At 53.4% G+C, this 15,992-nt stretch carries 21 protein-coding genes; 9 read left to right on the forward strand and 12 right to left on the reverse strand.

The window, feature by feature from the left end; genetic code table 11:
• The first annotated feature begins 89 nt into the window (after positions 1-89).
• On the forward strand, positions 90-383 hold the full coding sequence (yhbY, locus tag GYRE_RS13800) for a ribosome assembly RNA-binding protein YhbY (protein ID WP_038256110.1): 294 nt from the start codon (positions 90-92) through the stop codon (positions 381-383).
• A gap of 152 nt (positions 384-535) precedes the next feature.
• Here yhbY and greA read toward each other — a convergent pair whose 3' ends face one another.
• Positions 536-1,012 carry a transcription elongation factor GreA gene (greA, locus tag GYRE_RS13805; RefSeq protein ID WP_006818120.1) on the reverse strand — a complete coding sequence of 159 codons (477 nt, stop codon included), beginning with the start codon at positions 1,010-1,012 and terminating at the stop codon, positions 536-538.
• Between the two features lie 248 nt (positions 1,013-1,260).
• Here greA and dacB point away from each other — a divergent pair, with 248 nt between their 5' ends.
• On the forward strand, positions 1,261-2,694 hold the full coding sequence (gene dacB / locus GYRE_RS13810) for a serine-type D-Ala-D-Ala carboxypeptidase (protein ID WP_038255995.1): 1,434 nt from the start codon (positions 1,261-1,263) through the stop codon (positions 2,692-2,694).
• A gap of 32 nt (positions 2,695-2,726) precedes the next feature.
• Here dacB and cgtA read toward each other — a convergent pair whose 3' ends face one another.
• The 4 genes from cgtA to rplU all read right to left on the reverse strand — a co-directional run bounded on the left by cgtA (position 2,727) and on the right by rplU (position 5,560).
• Complete coding sequence (gene cgtA, locus GYRE_RS13815; RefSeq protein ID WP_038255997.1) at positions 2,727-3,899, reverse strand: Obg family GTPase CgtA; 1,173 nt, start codon at positions 3,897-3,899, stop codon at positions 2,727-2,729.
• Positions 3,900-3,914: 15 nt separating this feature from the next.
• Positions 3,915-4,880 carry a DMT family transporter gene (locus GYRE_RS13820; protein ID WP_006818117.1) on the reverse strand — a complete coding sequence of 322 codons (966 nt, stop codon included), beginning with the start codon at positions 4,878-4,880 and terminating at the stop codon, positions 3,915-3,917.
• A 91-nt stretch (positions 4,881-4,971) separates the two neighbouring features.
• Positions 4,972-5,229, reverse strand: a complete 258-nt coding sequence (gene rpmA / locus GYRE_RS13825; protein WP_006818116.1) for a 50S ribosomal protein L27 — start codon at positions 5,227-5,229, stop codon at positions 4,972-4,974.
• Positions 5,230-5,248: 19 nt separating this feature from the next.
• The gene (gene rplU / locus GYRE_RS13830) at positions 5,249-5,560 is read right to left on the reverse strand and encodes a 50S ribosomal protein L21 (RefSeq protein ID WP_003025032.1); all 312 of its coding nucleotides are present in this window, start codon (positions 5,558-5,560) and stop codon (positions 5,249-5,251) included.
• Positions 5,561-5,816: 256 nt separating this feature from the next.
• On the opposite strand from rplU, the gene ispB reads away from it, so the two are divergent.
• The gene (gene ispB, locus GYRE_RS13835; protein WP_038256002.1) at positions 5,817-6,788 is read left to right on the forward strand and encodes an octaprenyl diphosphate synthase; all 972 of its coding nucleotides are present in this window, start codon (positions 5,817-5,819) and stop codon (positions 6,786-6,788) included.
• Between the two features lie 199 nt (positions 6,789-6,987).
• Positions 6,988-7,257 (forward strand): DNA-binding transcriptional regulator SfsB, encoded by a 270-nt coding sequence (gene sfsB, locus GYRE_RS13840; RefSeq protein WP_006818114.1) that lies wholly within the window; start codon positions 6,988-6,990, stop codon positions 7,255-7,257.
• Positions 7,258-7,316: 59 nt separating this feature from the next.
• On the opposite strand, the gene murA is transcribed toward sfsB, so the two are convergent.
• From murA to mlaF, 7 genes are all read right to left on the reverse strand, one after another.
• A complete protein-coding gene (gene murA / locus GYRE_RS13845; protein ID WP_006818113.1) occupies positions 7,317-8,576 on the reverse strand; it encodes a UDP-N-acetylglucosamine 1-carboxyvinyltransferase in 1,260 nt (419 codons plus the stop codon).
• A gap of 52 nt (positions 8,577-8,628) precedes the next feature.
• Positions 8,629-8,883, reverse strand: coding sequence for a BolA family iron metabolism protein IbaG (gene ibaG / locus GYRE_RS13850; protein WP_038256112.1), 255 nt, complete (start codon positions 8,881-8,883; stop codon positions 8,629-8,631).
• Between the two features lie 126 nt (positions 8,884-9,009).
• Positions 9,010-9,300, reverse strand: a complete 291-nt coding sequence (mlaB, locus tag GYRE_RS13855; protein ID WP_038256004.1) for a lipid asymmetry maintenance protein MlaB — start codon at positions 9,298-9,300, stop codon at positions 9,010-9,012.
• A complete protein-coding gene (gene mlaC, locus GYRE_RS13860; RefSeq protein ID WP_006818110.1) occupies positions 9,300-9,935 on the reverse strand; it encodes a phospholipid-binding protein MlaC in 636 nt (211 codons plus the stop codon). The genes mlaB and mlaC overlap by 1 nt, the downstream gene beginning before the upstream one ends.
• A gap of 19 nt (positions 9,936-9,954) precedes the next feature.
• Positions 9,955-10,509 (reverse strand): outer membrane lipid asymmetry maintenance protein MlaD, encoded by a 555-nt coding sequence (gene mlaD / locus GYRE_RS13865; protein ID WP_006818109.1) that lies wholly within the window; start codon positions 10,507-10,509, stop codon positions 9,955-9,957.
• Positions 10,510-10,513: 4 nt separating this feature from the next.
• The gene (gene mlaE / locus GYRE_RS13870) at positions 10,514-11,296 is read right to left on the reverse strand and encodes a lipid asymmetry maintenance ABC transporter permease subunit MlaE (RefSeq protein WP_038256005.1); all 783 of its coding nucleotides are present in this window, start codon (positions 11,294-11,296) and stop codon (positions 10,514-10,516) included.
• A gap of 7 nt (positions 11,297-11,303) precedes the next feature.
• Positions 11,304-12,119, reverse strand: coding sequence for a phospholipid ABC transporter ATP-binding protein MlaF (mlaF, locus tag GYRE_RS13875; RefSeq protein ID WP_038256007.1), 816 nt, complete (start codon positions 12,117-12,119; stop codon positions 11,304-11,306).
• A 212-nt stretch (positions 12,120-12,331) separates the two neighbouring features.
• Here mlaF and GYRE_RS13880 point away from each other — a divergent pair, with 212 nt between their 5' ends.
• The 5 genes from GYRE_RS13880 to lptA are packed head-to-tail and all read left to right on the forward strand — an operon-like array spanning position 12,332 to position 15,989.
• Positions 12,332-13,309, forward strand: coding sequence for a calcium/sodium antiporter (locus tag GYRE_RS13880; RefSeq protein ID WP_006818106.1), 978 nt, complete (start codon positions 12,332-12,334; stop codon positions 13,307-13,309).
• Positions 13,310-13,323: 14 nt separating this feature from the next.
• Positions 13,324-14,310: an arabinose-5-phosphate isomerase KdsD gene (gene kdsD / locus GYRE_RS13885; RefSeq protein ID WP_006818105.1), complete on the forward strand. Its 987-nt coding sequence runs from the start codon at positions 13,324-13,326 to the stop codon at positions 14,308-14,310.
• Positions 14,311-14,324: 14 nt separating this feature from the next.
• The gene (gene kdsC / locus GYRE_RS13890) at positions 14,325-14,891 is read left to right on the forward strand and encodes a 3-deoxy-manno-octulosonate-8-phosphatase KdsC (protein ID WP_006818104.1); all 567 of its coding nucleotides are present in this window, start codon (positions 14,325-14,327) and stop codon (positions 14,889-14,891) included.
• Positions 14,888-15,463, forward strand: a complete 576-nt coding sequence (gene lptC, locus GYRE_RS13895; protein ID WP_006818103.1) for an LPS export ABC transporter periplasmic protein LptC — start codon at positions 14,888-14,890, stop codon at positions 15,461-15,463. The genes kdsC and lptC overlap by 4 nt, the downstream gene beginning before the upstream one ends.
• Positions 15,432-15,989: a lipopolysaccharide ABC transporter substrate-binding protein LptA gene (lptA, locus tag GYRE_RS13900; RefSeq protein ID WP_006818102.1), complete on the forward strand. Its 558-nt coding sequence runs from the start codon at positions 15,432-15,434 to the stop codon at positions 15,987-15,989. Before lptC ends, lptA begins: the two co-directional genes overlap by 32 nt.
• Positions 15,990-15,992 lie beyond the last annotated feature (3 nt).

The raw sequence follows: 15,992 nt of genomic DNA on the forward strand, positions 1-15,992 counted from the left end.
ACGTAAATTTCGACGCGGTAGTTTGGCGATATTAGGGAGATGGCGGTAGAATGTACCGTTTTCAATCCCAACGTAAGCAAAAATATACGATGAATCTGAGTACTAAACAAAAACAGCACCTCAAAGGTCTGGCACATCCGCTCAAGCCTGTTGTTATGCTTGGCAATAATGGTTTGACCGAAGGGGTACTGGCCGAGATTGAACAAGCGCTGGACCATCACGAACTGATCAAGGTGAAAATCGCCTCGGAAGACCGCGACACCAAAAACCTGATCGTTGAAGCTATCGTTCGTGAGACCGGTGCCTGTAACGTACAGGTCATCGGTAAAACGCTGGTTCTGTATCGTCCAACTAAAGAGCGCAAAATCTCGCTGCCACGCTAAGGATATCCTAAAGTCGAACACAACATTGTGTAAAACGAGGGGTTTCCGCAAGCAGACGAGCAAAATGCCATGCTCTTTACGTTGATAAAAGGCCGCTATGCGGCCTTTTTCTTATCTTTACAAACTGTCAACAAATGTGACGAAGGCCAAAATCAAAGGTATTCCACTTTGATGATTTCGTACTCCACTTCACCACCTGGCGTGCGGATAACGACAACGTCGTCCTGCTCTTTGCCAATCAGCCCACGGGCGATAGGTGAGTTCACAGATATCAGGTTTTGCTTGAAGTCAGCCTCATCGTCACCAACGATGCGATAGGTCTGCTCTTCATCGTTATCCAGATTCAGCACGGTGACGCTGGAACCAAACACCACACGACCGTTATTGGGCATTTTACTGATATCGATAACCTGCGCATTCGACAGTTTCGCTTCAATATCTTTGATGCGTCCTTCACAGAAGCCCTGCTGTTCACGGGCGGCATGATATTCCGCGTTTTCTTTCAGGTCGCCGTGTTCACGTGCATCAGCGATGGCCGCAATAATTTCAGGACGGCGAACGGATTTCAGGAACTCCAGTTCTTCGCGCAGTTTATCAGCACCGCGTAAGGTCATCGGAATAGCTTGCATTTGTTATACCTCTTCATCATTCCTTCGGGGAGCGGCTACTGACCGCTCCGGAGCCTCTTCCTGGCACAGATCGGTGGCTGGCAGGATAAGAGCAAAAGAAAACTGACCCGGAAGCATTGTCCCAGGTCAGCAGCAATTTTTTAATTTGATGCGTATTTTACCCCGAAGTTCACTATGGGTCATCGTTTACTTTTCAGGGCGATGCGCCGTAGTATGACGGCTTGATTCCAGGTTGTTAGCGCGAGATTATGCGATTCTCCAGATTTATCATCGGATTGACCACCAGTATAGCGTTCAGTGTCCAGGCGGCGAATGTTGAGGATTACCTTAGTCAACTTCCCGCAGGTGCCAATCTTGCGCTCATGGTCCAGAAAGTAGGTTCTCCTACGCCACAAATTGACTATCACGGTCAACAGATGGCGCTACCCGCAAGTACCCAGAAAGTTATCACTGCGCTGGCGGCCCTGCTGCAGCTCGGCCCTGATTTCCGCTTTACCACCACGCTGGAAAGCAAAGGCAACGTTCAGGGTGGTGTATTGAAAGGCGATCTTATCGCCCGTTTCGGCGGCGATCCGACCTTAAAGCGCCAGGATCTGCGCAATATGGTCGCCACCCTGAAAAAATCCGGGGTCGAGAAAATCGAAGGCAACCTGCTTATCGATACCTCCGTCTTTGCCAGCCATGATAAAGCCCCAGGCTGGCCGTGGAACGATTTAACCCAGTGCTTCAGTGCTCCACCGGCGGCGGCCATCGTTGACCGCAACTGCTTCTCCATTTCCCTATACAGCGGTCAGAAGCCTGGCGATCTGGCGTTTATTCGCGTGGCGTCATACTACCCGGTTACCATGTTCAGCCAGGTGCGCACGTTGCAACGTGGCTCAGGTGAGGCACAGTATTGCGAACTGGACGTCGTGCCGGGCGATTTAAACCGCTACACCCTGACTGGGTGCCTGCCGCAGCGCGCAGAGCCTCTGCCGCTGGCATTTGCCATTCAGGACGGCGCGGCCTACGCCGGGGCGATCCTCAAAGACGAGCTTAAGCAGGCAGGCATTACCTACAGCGGCACGCTTCTGCGCCAGACTCAGGTCAATGACCCGGGCACAGTGATTGCCAGCAAGCAATCCGCCCCGCTTCACGATCTGCTGAAGATCATGCTGAAGAAATCCGACAACATGATTGCCGATACCGTCTTTCGTACCATTGGTCATGCCCGCTTTGGTGTTCCGGGAACATGGCGTGCGGGTTCTGATGCGGTACGCCAGATCCTTCGTCAGCAGGCTGGGGTTGATTTCGGAAACACCATCATCGCCGATGGTTCCGGGCTTTCACGTCACAATCTGATTGCGCCAGCCACCATGATGCAGGTGCTGCAGTACATTGCGCAGCACGATAACGAGCTGAACTTTATCTCAATGCTGCCGCTGGCAGGCTACGACGGCTCTCTGCAGTATCGTGCGGGTCTGCACCAGGCTGGGGTAGATGGTAAGGTCTCGGCGAAAACCGGTTCGCTGCAGGGTGTTTACAACCTCGCTGGTTTTATCACCACCGCCAGCGGCCAGCGTATGGCCTTTGTGCAGTACCTTTCAGGCTATGCGGTAGAGCCGGCCGATCAGAAAAACCGCCGAATTCCACTGGTTCGCTTCGAAAGTCGTCTGTACAAAGATATTTACCAGAATAACTAAGTAAAAAGGCTCCCATCGGGAGCCTTTTTTGATTAACGCTTGTAGATAAATTCGACGCCTTCTTCGTCGTCCTCATCCCAATCGTCATCCCAGTCTTCATCGTCTTCGACTTCAACTTCTTCAAGCTGTTCGCGATGATAGTCTTCCCACATAAACTCGACTTTCTGCGCGACTTTCTCTTCTTCCGTCTGAACAATCGGATTTTCGATGATAAAGGTCATCACATCCCAGCACAGGTCCTTCACACCCACCTGGCTCGCCGCAGAGATAAGATAGAACTTATCTTCCCAGCCCAGCGCCTGCGCGATAGCTTTCGCTTTCTCTTCAGCAGCCGCTTTGTCCATCAGGTCAATTTTGTTGAAGACCAGCCAGCGTGGCTTCTCTGCCAGCTTCTCGCTGTATTTTTCCAGCTCGCCAATAATGATGCGGGCGTTCTCAACCGGATCGGAACCGTCGATAGGATCGATATCGATGAGGTGCAGCAGAACGCGGCAACGCTCAAGATGCTTCAGGAAGCGGATACCGAGGCCAGCCCCTTCCGCAGCGCCTTCAATAAGTCCTGGAATATCGGCAACCACAAAGCTCTTCTCGTTGTCCATACGGACGACGCCAAGGCTTGGAACCAGCGTGGTAAACGGATAGTCAGCGACTTTCGGCTTCGCCGCAGAAACGGCGCGAATGAAGGTAGATTTACCGGCATTCGGCATCCCCAGCATCCCTACGTCTGCCAGCAGCATCAGTTCCAGCTGCAGGTCACGTTTATCACCCGGCGTACCCATAGTCTTCTGACGCGGAGTACGGTTAACGGAGGATTTAAAACGGCTGTTGCCGAGGCCGTGCCAGCCACCCTTAGCCACCATCAGGCGCTGACCGTGTTTGGTCATGTCGCCCATCACTTCGCCGGTGCCCTGGTCAATGACGCGGGTACCAACGGGAATTTTCACGCTTACGTCTTTCCCGCGCTTGCCGGTACAGTCACGGCTCTGGCCGTTCTGTCCACGCTCGGCACGGAAAGATTTTTCGAAACGGTAGTCGATAAGGGTGTTCAGGTTTTCGTCGGCTTCTAACCAGACGTCACCGCCGTCACCGCCGTCACCGCCGTCCGGCCCCCCTTTCGGGATATACTTTTCGCGGCGGAAGCTGACGCAACCATTACCGCCATCGCCTGCGACCACAAGGATCGTTGCTTCATCAACAAACTTCATTTTACTCTCCGTAAATCATTCGCCTGAGCGAGGTACCGGCATACCTGCTTCACGCTTGCGTAAGCCGCCCCAAAGACGATGACCAATGGCGGAATACATCGCGCCCGCAACCACGACAAACGCACCGAGGTAACCTAAAAGGTTTAACATCGGTCTGGCGAAGAAATCGGGCCAGGCCAGGGATAATAAATCCGAAAATAACAGGGTAAACAGCGGTGTCAGGGTGATTAACGCACTCACCTGCGCCGCCTGCCAGCGCGCCATGGCTTCCGCCAGCGCACCGTACCCCACAAGGGTATTCAGCCCGCAAAAAATCAGGCAGGCCAATTGCCAGTCGCTCAGTTCAAAAATTTTGCCTGGAGCGGCCAGCGGCAATAACGCAATTGTACATAAAGTGTACAGCAAAAAGAGGATCTGCTGTGATGCAAGACGACGCAATAACACCTTTTGCGCGACACCGTAGCTGACCCATACCGTCGCGGCAGATACACCAAAAATAACGCCCCAGGTGTAATCCGTCAGACGGGTAAAAATCTCTACCAGACTGGTATTGAAAAACATCACCAGGCCGCAGAGCAGCATAATGGCGCCAATAATCTGCGTGCCGCGCATTTTCTCTTTCAGCACCACGACGCTTGCCACCATCATACCTACCGGTGACAGCTGCCCAATCACCTGGGATGCCGTCGGGCTGAGGTACTGCAACGATGAGCTAAACAGAATAAAGTTTCCGAAAAGCCCCCCGGTTGCAATAGCCAGCAGCGCCAGCCAGCGCGGGTTACGAAAGATGCGCAGCGGCGGAAGCCTGCCCTTGATAGCCAGAATGGCGCCAAGACCAAGACTTGCCATCAGGAAGCGATAGAACACCACCGTTGGCGGCTCCATCACCTCAAGCACCTGCTTCATAGCAATGGGTAATGCACCCCAGCACACCGCTGTGGTGAGCGCCAGGATAATACCAATGCCTGCCTGCTGCTTCATGCCCGTTTCCTGCAGAAATTTACCGGACTTCTAATGTAAAAAGCCCCGCAACGAGTTGCGGGGCTCTAATCCGTTTCAGGACGCGAAAAACTTATTCAGCTTCGATGCTGATGAACTTACGGTTTTTCGGGCCTTTAACTTCGAACTTAACTTTACCGTCAGTCAAAGCGAACAGAGTATGGTCACGACCGCAACCAACGTTGGTACCTGCGTGGAACTTGGTGCCACGCTGACGAACGATGATGCTACCTGCCAGAACTGCTTCACCGCCGAAACGTTTTACGCCCAGGCGTTTTGCTTCTGAATCGCGACCGTTACGAGTGGAGCCGCCAGCCTTTTTATGTGCCATTTAAATCTCTCCTCAGGTCTTAGGCGCTGATGCCAGTAATTTTCACGTCAGTGAACCACTGACGGTGGCCCTGCTGCTTACGGTAGTGTTTACGACGACGAAACTTAACGATTTTAACTTTCTCGCCACGACCGTGAGCAACAACTTCAGCTTTGATTACGCCGCCATCAACGAAAGGAACGCCGATTTTGACTTCTTCACCGTTTGCGATCATCAGAACTTCAGCGAATTCAACAGATTCGCCAGTTGCGATGTCCAGCTTTTCCAGGCGAACGGTCTGACCTTCGCTTACTCGGTGTTGTTTACCACCACTTTGGAAAACCGCGTACATATAAACTCCGCTTCCGCGCACGTCATCGAGTGATTCTGAGTGCGCTATAAATATTCACAATAGGGCGCGAATATTACGCAAAACGCGCGGCTTTGACAAGAGCGATCATCGATTGATGCAGAAAAAAAACACAACGCACACGGCGACGTTTATCTGGCGCGTTTTTTCAGTACAATTGCGGCTACAATTCTAATACAAACTCTCTGCTATCTCTTTTGGATAGATGGAAAACAGGACATTAAGCCCGGCTTTTGCGATGAATCTAGAAAAAATCAATGAGTTAACCGCGCAAGACATGGCGGGAGTCAACGCAACCATCCTCGAGCAGCTCAACTCTGATGTGCAGTTGATCAACCAACTGGGGTACTACATCGTCAGCGGCGGTGGTAAACGCATTCGCCCGATGATTGCTGTGCTGGCAGCGCGAGCGGTGGGTTATGAAGGCAATGCGCATGTCACAATTGCCGCCCTAATCGAGTTTATCCACACCGCTACCCTGCTTCACGACGATGTGGTGGATGAGTCGGATATGCGCCGCGGTAAAGCGACGGCTAACGCAGCGTTTGGTAATGCCGCAAGCGTGCTGGTTGGTGATTTCATCTACACGCGCGCGTTTCAGATGATGACCCGCCTTGGCTCGCTCAGAGTGCTTGATGTCATGTCTGAAGCAGTAAACGTCATTGCCGAAGGCGAAGTGCTGCAGTTGATGAATGTGAACGATCCGGACATCACTGAAGAAAACTATATGCGCGTTATCTACAGTAAAACCGCACGCCTGTTTGAAGCCGCGTCTCAATGCTCCGGTATCCTGGCGGACTGTACGCCTGAACAGGAACAAGGGCTTCAGGACTATGGCCGCTATCTTGGCACAGCTTTCCAGCTGATTGACGATTTACTCGATTACAGCGCAGACGGTCAGACCCTTGGCAAGAACGTGGGTGACGACCTGAACGAAGGCAAACCTACGCTGCCGCTGCTGCACGCGATGCGTAACGGTACCGCTGAGCAATCTGCCATGATTCGCGAAGCGATTGAACAGGGTAACGGCCGCCATTTGCTGGAGCCGGTTCTTGAAACCATGGCGGCGTGCGGTTCGCTGGAATGGACCCGTATGCGTGCCGAGCAGGAAGCTGATAAAGCAATTGCTGCCCTGCATTCCATTCCGGAATCTCCGTGGCGTGAAGCCCTCGTGGCGCTGGCACACATCGCCGTACAGCGCGACCATTAATCCCCTCCTTCCCGCGCAAATGCGCGGGAAAGTTCCATAAAAACAGTATTCATTTTCCCGTATTTACCTGTTTCCTTGATATTTTCTGAATATGCATTCTATTTAATCGAACTTTTTAGAACCACAAGCTTTCCGGGGTTATAGTAAGTTCGTCGTGAAGTCTGGCGACGCTCTGAAATGTCACTGACAGGGAGAAAGCATGGAAAAGTTCATTGACTGGCATCCGGCCGATATCATTTCCGGATTACGTAAGAAAGGCACGTCGATGGCGGCGGAGTCACGAAAAAACGGACTCAGTTCTTCGACACTGGCGAATGCGCTAACCCGCCCATGGCCGAAAGGCGAGCTTATTATCGCGAACGCACTCGGCACCGACCCGTGGGTCATCTGGCCATCGCGCTATCACGATCCTGTTACCCATGAGTTTATCGACAGAACGCGTCTGATGCGTCAACGTAAGAAGCTGTAAAGCAGGCAGAAGCACCCCCCGTGCCAGACTGGCAGGGGGCTGCATCAGAGAGGCAGGCGTTATTCGCCTTTCACACGTTCGATGTTAGCACCCAACGCGCGCAGTTTATCTTCGATACGCTCATAGCCGCGATCGATATGATAAATACGGTCAACCAGGGTCGCCCCTTCCGCAATACAACCCGCCAGCACCAGGCTTGCAGAAGCACGCAGATCGGTCGCCATCACCTGGGCACCAGACAGTTTTTCCACCCCGTGGCAAATCGCCGTATTGCTTTCGATTTCCGCGTGCGCACCCATACGAATCAGCTCTGGGATGTGCATGAAGCGGTTTTCGAAGATAGTTTCCGTGATAACACCGGTACCTTCAGCGACCAGGTTCAGCAACGTAAACTGAGCCTGCATGTCAGTCGGGAAGCCCGGGTGCGGTGCAGTACGCACGTTAACCGCTTTCGGACGCTTACCATGCATGTCGAGGCTAATCCAGTCTTCACCGGTTTCAATTTCAGCGCCCGCGTCGCGCAGCTTCGCCAGCACCGCATCCAGCGTATCCGGCTGGGCGTTACGGCAGAGAATTTTACCGCCTGAGATGGCCGCCGCGACCAGGAAGGTCCCGGTTTCGATACGGTCAGGCAGAACACGGTATACGCCGCCACCCAGACGTTCTACGCCTTCAATGGTGATGCGATCGGAACCCTGGCCGGTGATTTTCGCACCGAGGGTGTTGAGGAAGTTAGCCGTATCAACGATTTCCGGTTCACGCGCGGCGTTTTCGATGATGGTGGTACCTTCCGCAAGGGTTGCGGCACTCATGATGGTGACGGTCGCGCCAACGCTGACCTTGTCCATCACGATATGGGCGCCTTTCAGACGACCATCAACCGAAGCCTTCACATAGCCTTCTTCCAGCTTGATCTCAGCGCCCAGCTGTTCCAGGCCGGTGATGTGCAGATCGACCGGACGTGCACCAATTGCACAACCGCCAGGCAGAGAAACCTGTCCCTGACCAAAACGCGCCACCAGCGGGCCCAGCGCCCAGATAGAGGCACGCATGGTTTTAACCAGTTCGTAAGGCGCACAGTAAACGTCTACCGGGCCGGCATCAATCCATACGGAGCCATTACGTTCAACTTTTGTGCCCAGCTGGCTCAGCAGTTTCATCGTGGTATCGATGTCTTTGAGCTTCGGTACGTTCTGGATCTCTACCGGCTCTTCTGCCAACAGGGCTGCAAAAAGGATCGGCAGCGCGGCGTTTTTGGCACCTGAGATGGTGACCTCGCCCTGGAGCCGCGTCGGCCCCTGCACACGAAATTTATCCATTAATTCTGGTCTCTTTTAAAATTCATACTTGCCGGGACGGTCTCGTCCCGACTCAAAAGCCGTTTAGCTTGCGATCGCGTTCCCACTCTTGCGGTGTATACGCTTTGATCGACAAGGCATGGATGCGGTTGTCGGCGATGTACTCCATCAAAGGAGCATAGACCGATTGCTGTTTCTTGACGCGGCTCATGCCGTCAAACAATTCACCCACAGCAATAACCTGAAAGTGACTGCCATCGCCAGAAACGTGGACTTCCTTAAGGGAGAGTGCGTTCATCAGCACTGTCTGAATTTCATGATTTTCCATGGGTTCAAATTTCATCTGATAGTAAAAACAGCCCATCATCTTAGAGGAAAGTGGCGCTGTCTTAAACAAGCAAAAAGCCCCATCCTGAAAATAGACGGGGCTTTAAATAATAACGTACTGAAAGATTTACGGGATCATATCCGCAGGCAGGTTATATAACTGGATAAGCGTCTGTAAATTTTCACTCTTGCCGATGACGCTCGCTTCTCTGCCCTGCGCGCGAATATCGGCAATTAAATGGATGAGTAGCGCCAGCCCTGCGGTATCGACACGGGTCACGGCAGAAAGATCTATGCTGGACGCCGCTTTAGTGGCCTGAGCACGCGCTTCCCACAGGGGCACGAGCCAGTCCTGATCCAGCTCGCCCTGTAACCGCAGACAGCCGTCTTCACAGCTCCAGCGTAGTTCATTAGCCATTATTTTTTCTGTTCCAGGGTGATCGGCTGTTTGGCGATAGACTGCAGTTCCGCCGTCAGACCGTCGATCCCTTTGGTACGCAGCAGATCGCTCCACTCGTTCTGTTTGGTGGTGATCATGCTTACGCCTTCCGCAATCATGTCATATGCCTGCCAGTTGCCGGTCTGGCTGTTCTTACGCCACTGGAAGTCCAGACGTACCGGCGGGCGACCGTTCGGATCAAGGATGGTCACGCGGATAGGCACAATAGTCGCATCGCCCAGCGGCTGTTCCGGAGCAATCTGGTAAGTCTGGCCGTGGTACATCGCCAGCGCCTGACCGTAAGCCTGCTTCAGATACTCACGGAATGCGGTGAAATAGGCTTCACGCTGTGCGGGAGTGGCGTCTTTGTAGTAACGACCCAGTACCAGCGCACCGGCATACTTAATCTGCACGTACGGCAGCAGTTCCTGATCCACAACGTCACGCAGGTAATCCGGATTGGCACGGATTTTCGGCTGTTCTGCTTTCAGACGGCCGAAGGTTTTCGCTGCCGCTTCATTCATCAGCTTGTAGGGATTGGTCTGGTCAGCCGCGGTGGCCGCCGTGAGTGGGGCAATCACCAGCATGGCGATCATCAGCAAGCGTTTAATCATCTCTCATTTCTCCCGTGATTTAATTCGTCGTGCCAGCGGCAGACGGCGCAGCGGTAGTATGGTCTCCGCTGCTTCCTTGTGCATCGCCAGAACTCTTATTGTCACTGCCTTTACTGTTGTAGAGGAACTGCCCAATCAGGTCTTCAAGCACAATGGCAGACTTCGTATCCTGGATAGTGTCGCCGTCTTTAAGAATAGCCGTTCCCAGTTCAGGATCTTCAAAGCCAACGTTCAGCGCCAGATACTGTTCGCCAAGCAGGCCAGAAGTGCGAATCGCCAGAGAACTGGTATCCGGAATATGGTTGTAGCGCTCTTCGATATCCATCTCTACGCGCGGCAGGTAGGTTTTTGGATCAAGCGTAATGTCGGAGACGCGGCCAATCACCACCCCGCCGATGCGGATCGGGGAGCGTGCTTTCAGGCCACCGATGTTGTCGAAGGTGGCATACAAGCGGTATGTTGGCTCCGTGCGCAGCGAGGTTACATTGGCTGCCTGCAGGCAGATAAACAGGGCCGCCAGCAGTGCAATCAGCAGAAAAATACCAACCCAAATTTCACTTTTTTTCGTTTGCATGAACTCAATTCCCAAACATCAGTGCCGTCAGCACAAAATCCAGCCCAAGGACTGCCAATGACGAATGTACAACCGTACGCGTTGTCGCCCGGCTAATCCCGGCCGAAGTAGGGATAGCATCGTACCCGTTAAATAATGCAATCCAGGTCACCGTAATCGCAAATACCACGCTCTTAATCAGGCAGTTAACCAGATCGAGGCGCCAGTCGACAGCGTTTTGCATCGCCGACCAGAAAAACCCGCTGTCGATACCTTTCCAGCTCACACCAACCAGTGAACCGCCCCAGATACCCACGGCAACAAAGATAATAGTCAGCAGCGGCAGCGAGATTACCCCAGCCCAGAAGCGCGGTGCAATCACGCGACGCAGCGGATCCACCGCCATCATCTCCATGCTGGAGAGCTGTTCCGTCGCGCGCATCAGGCCTATTTCTGCCGTCAGCGCCGAACCGGCACGACCGGCAAACAGCAGGGCCGCGACAACAGGCCCCAGTTCACGGAGCAACGAGAGCGCCACCAGCATGCCAAGGCTTGATTCCGCACTGTAAGTGGTGAGGACCAGATACCCTTGCAGGCCGAGCACCATGCCAATAAACACCCCGGACACGAGGATAATCAGCATCGACAACACACCCACGTTGTACAGCTGGCGTATCAGCAACGGAGCGTGCCTACGAAAATCGGGTTTACCGACAACGGCATTGAATAACATTAACCCGGCGCGGCCAAAGGTGGCGGTGGTTTTAATCCCCCTGCGCCCCAACGCGGCCAGTGCATTTAACAGCATGAGCAGCTTAACTCCCTGAACCTGGTAAAAGGTCGTGACGATAATCCCCTGCAGGATAGCGGAACGGTACCGGTCCGTCAGCGATACCATCAAGGAACTGACGGACGCGCGGGTCGGTGTTTTCCTGCAGTGACTGCGCGCTACCGTGAGCGACAATCTTTTTATCGGCGACGATATAAGCGTAATCGGCAATACTCAGCACTTCCGGCACGTCGTGCGAAACCACCACACAGGTCACGCCCAGAGTGCTGTTAAGCTCTGAAATCAGTTTTACCAGCACACCCATCGTGATGGGATCCTGACCGACAAACGGCTCATCAAACATGATGAGGTCAGGCTCAAGCGCGATAGCACGCGCGAGCGCCGCACGACGAGCCATACCACCGGACAACTCCGACGGCATCAGTCTGGCAGCGCCACGCAGCCCAACCGCTTCAAGTTTCATCATGACCGTACTTCTCAGCAACGCCGGTGGCAGACGGGTATGCTCCCGCAGCGGGTAAGCGACGTTATCAAACACGTTCATGTCGGTAAACAGCGCGCCGGACTGGAACAGCATACTCATCCGCTTACGGACGGTATAAAGCCGCGAACGCGACATCTGCGGAATATTTTCCCCATCAAACAGGATTTCACCGTTATCCGGCGGAATTTGCCCGCCGATAAGCCGCAGCAGCGTGGTTTTCCCAATCCCCGACGGCCCCATGATCGCAGTGATCTTACCGCGGGGTACCGACAGTGAAATGTTGTCGAAGATCGTGCGATCGCCCCGGGAGAAACTCACTCCCTGGATCTCGACGATATTCGCTGCAGTCTGGCTCATTGGATCATCCTTTCTAAACCTCATGGGGTCAGCATGACGCGTTATTTCGCCATGAACCCATCATTTTTACAGAATCTTACCCGCACAAGTTAGCGAAAGCTGGCATTTGTTTTACTTTTACGACGCATAAAGTCAAAATTAAGAATTCGTTACGTTCTTTGGCCAGGCCTTGCGTCACGGACCGACGATTATACCTGAAGAAAGGATTTTAGATGCTCTTAGCGACGGCACTGTTAATTATTGGTTTACTTCTTGTGGTCTACAGTGCCGACCGACTGGTTTATGCCGCCTCTATTTTGTGTCGATCGCTTGGGATCCCACCGCTGATCATTGGGATGACGGTAGTGAGCGTCGGAACATCACTTCCTGAGATCATCGTCTCTTTTGCAGCGTCAACCCATGGCCAGATAGATCTGGCGATTGGTACAGCCATTGGGTCGAACATCGTCAATATCCTGCTAATCCTTGGTTTAGCGGCAGTTCTTCATCCCTTTACCGTGCATTCTGATATCCTGCGACGCGAGTTGCCGTTAATGTTAGTCGTCACGTTGCTGACGGGTTGTGTGCTGTATAAAGGCTCGCTGACGCTGATGGACGGTTTTTTCCTGTTGGCGCTGGCGGTGCTGTGGCTACTGTACATTGTGAAAGTCGCCCGTCTGGCGGAACGGCAAGGTAACGATAGCCTGACCCGCGAACAAGTCGCAGAGCTACCGCGGGATGGCTCGCTCCCGGTGGCGTGCCTGTGGCTGGGAGTAGCATTAATTATTATGCCGATGTCGACCCGCATGGTGGTCGATAATGCCACCGTGCTGGCTAACTATTTTGCCATGAGCGAGCTGACGCTTGGTCTGACGATAATCGCTATTGGCACCAGCCTGCCGGAGCTGGCAACCGCGATCGCCGGCGCACGTAAAGGTGAGGACGATATTGCGATTGGCAATATCATTGGTGCCAATATATTTAATATCGCGATAGTCCTTGGCCTGCCCGCGTTGATAGCGCCGGGGGACTTCGATAATCAGGCTTTTCTGCGAGATTATGGCGTTATGGTGCTGGTCAGCATCGTATTCGCCCTGCTCTGCTGGCGCCGTAAGCGGCAGATCGGCCGTGGTGCTGGCGCGCTGTTAATTGGCGGTTTTTTCCTGTGGCTGGCGATGCTGTACTGGGTAGCACCGCTTTTTATTGAATAAATCGGAAAATCACTATGTCGCAACTAGATTTGCAACCGGATTTTGACTTTCAGCAGGCAGGACGTGAAGTCCTGGAAATTGAACGTGAAGGTCTGGCACAGCTCGATCAGTATATTAATCAGGATTTTGCTCAGGCCTGCGAGAAGATATTCTATTGCAGCGGCAAAGTGGTGGTCATGGGGATGGGCAAATCTGGTCATATTGGCCGGAAGATGGCCGCGACCTTTGCCAGCACCGGGACCTCGTCGTTTTTTGTCCACCCGGGCGAAGCGGCACACGGCGATCTCGGGATGGTCACTCCACAGGATATCGTGATTGCGTTGTCGAACTCCGGTGAATCCAACGAGATCCTCGCGCTGATCCCGGTGCTTAAACGTCTGCAGGTACCGCTTATCTGCATGACCAGCCGTCCGGAAAGCAGCATGGCGCGGGCCGCAGACATCCACCTGTGTGTCAAAGTCCTGAAAGAAGCCTGCCCGCTGGGTCTGGCCCCGACTTCCAGCACCACTGCGGCACTGGTTATGGGAGATGCGCTCGCGGTGGCGCTGTTGAAAGCGCGCGGCTTTACTGCCGAAGATTTCGCGCTTTCTCATCCAGGTGGCGCACTGGGCCGCAAGCTGCTGCTGCGGGTTAATGACATCATGCACACAGGCGATGAAATCCCGCACGTCAGCAAAGACGCTTCGCTTCGCGATGCGCTGCTGGAAATCACCCGTAAGAATCTGGGTATGACCGCTATCTGCGATGACCAGATGCAGATCCAGGGTATTTTCACCGATGGTGACCTGCGCCGGGTCTTTGATAACGGTACCGATATGCGTAACCTCAGCATTGCCGATGTCATGACGCCGGGCGGGATCCGTATTCGCCCAGGCACCCTGGCGGTTGATGCCTTAAACCTGATGCAATCCCGCCATGTTACCTGCGTACTGGTTGCCGATGGCGACCATTTGCTGGGTGTGGTACATATGCATGATCTGCTGCGCGCAGGCGTAGTGTAATTAAGGACGAAAGAATGAGTAATGCTGGTGCATCAGTGGCGACCTGCTACGGTCCCGTGAGTGCAAAGGTGATGGCAAGCGCGGAAAATATCCGCCTGCTGATCCTCGATGTGGACGGCGTCATGTCCGATGGCCTCATTTATATGGGCAACAATGGCGAAGAGTTAAAAGCCTTTAACGTTCGCGATGGTTATGGCATTCGCTGTGCGCTGACTTCCGGCATTGAGGTCGCGATCATTACCGGGCGGAAGGCTAAACTATTAGAAGATCGTTGCGCCACGCTTGGCATCACCCACCTGTATCAGGGTCAGTCAGATAAACTGCTGGCATACCGCGAGCTGCTGGAGAAACTCTCGCTTTCTCCGCAACAAGTGGCCTATGTAGGGGATGACCTTATCGACTGGCCGGTCATGGCGGACGTTGCGCTCGGCGTTGCCGTCGCCGATGCCCATCCGATACTGATTTCACGCGCGGATTACGTTACCTATATCAACGGTGGTCGTGGAGCGGTACGAGAAGTCTGTGATTTGTTACTATTGGCACAGGGCAAGCTAGAGGAAGCCAAAGGGCAATCGATATGAGCAAAACCAGACGTTGGGTTATCATTCTGCTATCGCTGATTGCGCTGATTCTTATCGGCGTAAATCTGGCGAGCAAAGACGATACGAAGGAGATAGTCGCCAACCCTAACGAACCGACTTACAAGAGTGAGCACTCCGATACGGTCGTCTACAGCCCAGAGGGTGCGCTGACTTACCGCTTGATTGCGGAGCACGTGGAGTATTTTTCTGACCAGGCCATTTCGTGGTTTACCAACCCGGTGTTGACCACCTTTGACGTCAACAAAGTGCCAACCTGGTCAATTAAGGCCGATAAAGCCAAACTCACTAACGACCGCATGTTGTATCTGTACGGACACGTTGAAGTTAACGCGCTGACGGCAGACTCACAACTGCGTAAAATTACAACGGACAACGCTCAGATTAACTTGATCACTCAGGATGTCACGTCTGATGATCTGGTAACACTGTACGGAACCACATTTAATTCCAGCGGCCTGAAAATGCGCGGAAATCTACGCAGCAAAAACGCCGAGCTGATTGAAAAGGTTAGAACCTCATATGAAATTCAGAACACACAAACTAAGCCTTAAATTAGCGCTCGCCAGCACGCTGCTGGCGGCCAGTCTGCCGGCACTGGCGTTAACCGGTGATACCGATCAGCCTATTCATATTGAGTCTGACACTCAGTCGCTGGACATGCAGGGGAACATCGTCACCTTCACCGGTAACGTCGTCGTGACCCAGGGCACCATCAAAATCAATGCCGATAAGGTCGTGGTAACGCGTCCGGAAGGCGAAAAAGGCAAAGAAGTGATCGACGGTTTTGGTAACCCGGCGACCTTCTACCAAATGCAGGACAGCGGCAAACCGGTGAAAGGTCACGCCTCTAAAATGCATTATGAACTGCAGAACGATTTCGTGGTGCTGACCGGCAATGCGTATCTTGAGCAGCTCGACAGCAACATTACAGGCGACAAGATAACCTACCTGGTCAAAGAGCAGAAAATGCAGGCCTTTAGCGATAAAGGCAAACGCGTGACCACCGTTCTGGTACCGTCACAGCTGCAGAACAAAAACGGCAACAGCCCGGCTCCGGCGCAAAAGAAGAGTAACTAATTC

Origin of the sequence: Yokenella regensburgei ATCC 49455 (assembly GCF_000735455.1) — a bacterium.
In the GTDB taxonomy this organism is placed as follows: Bacteria; Pseudomonadota; Gammaproteobacteria; order Enterobacterales; family Enterobacteriaceae; genus Yokenella; species Yokenella regensburgei.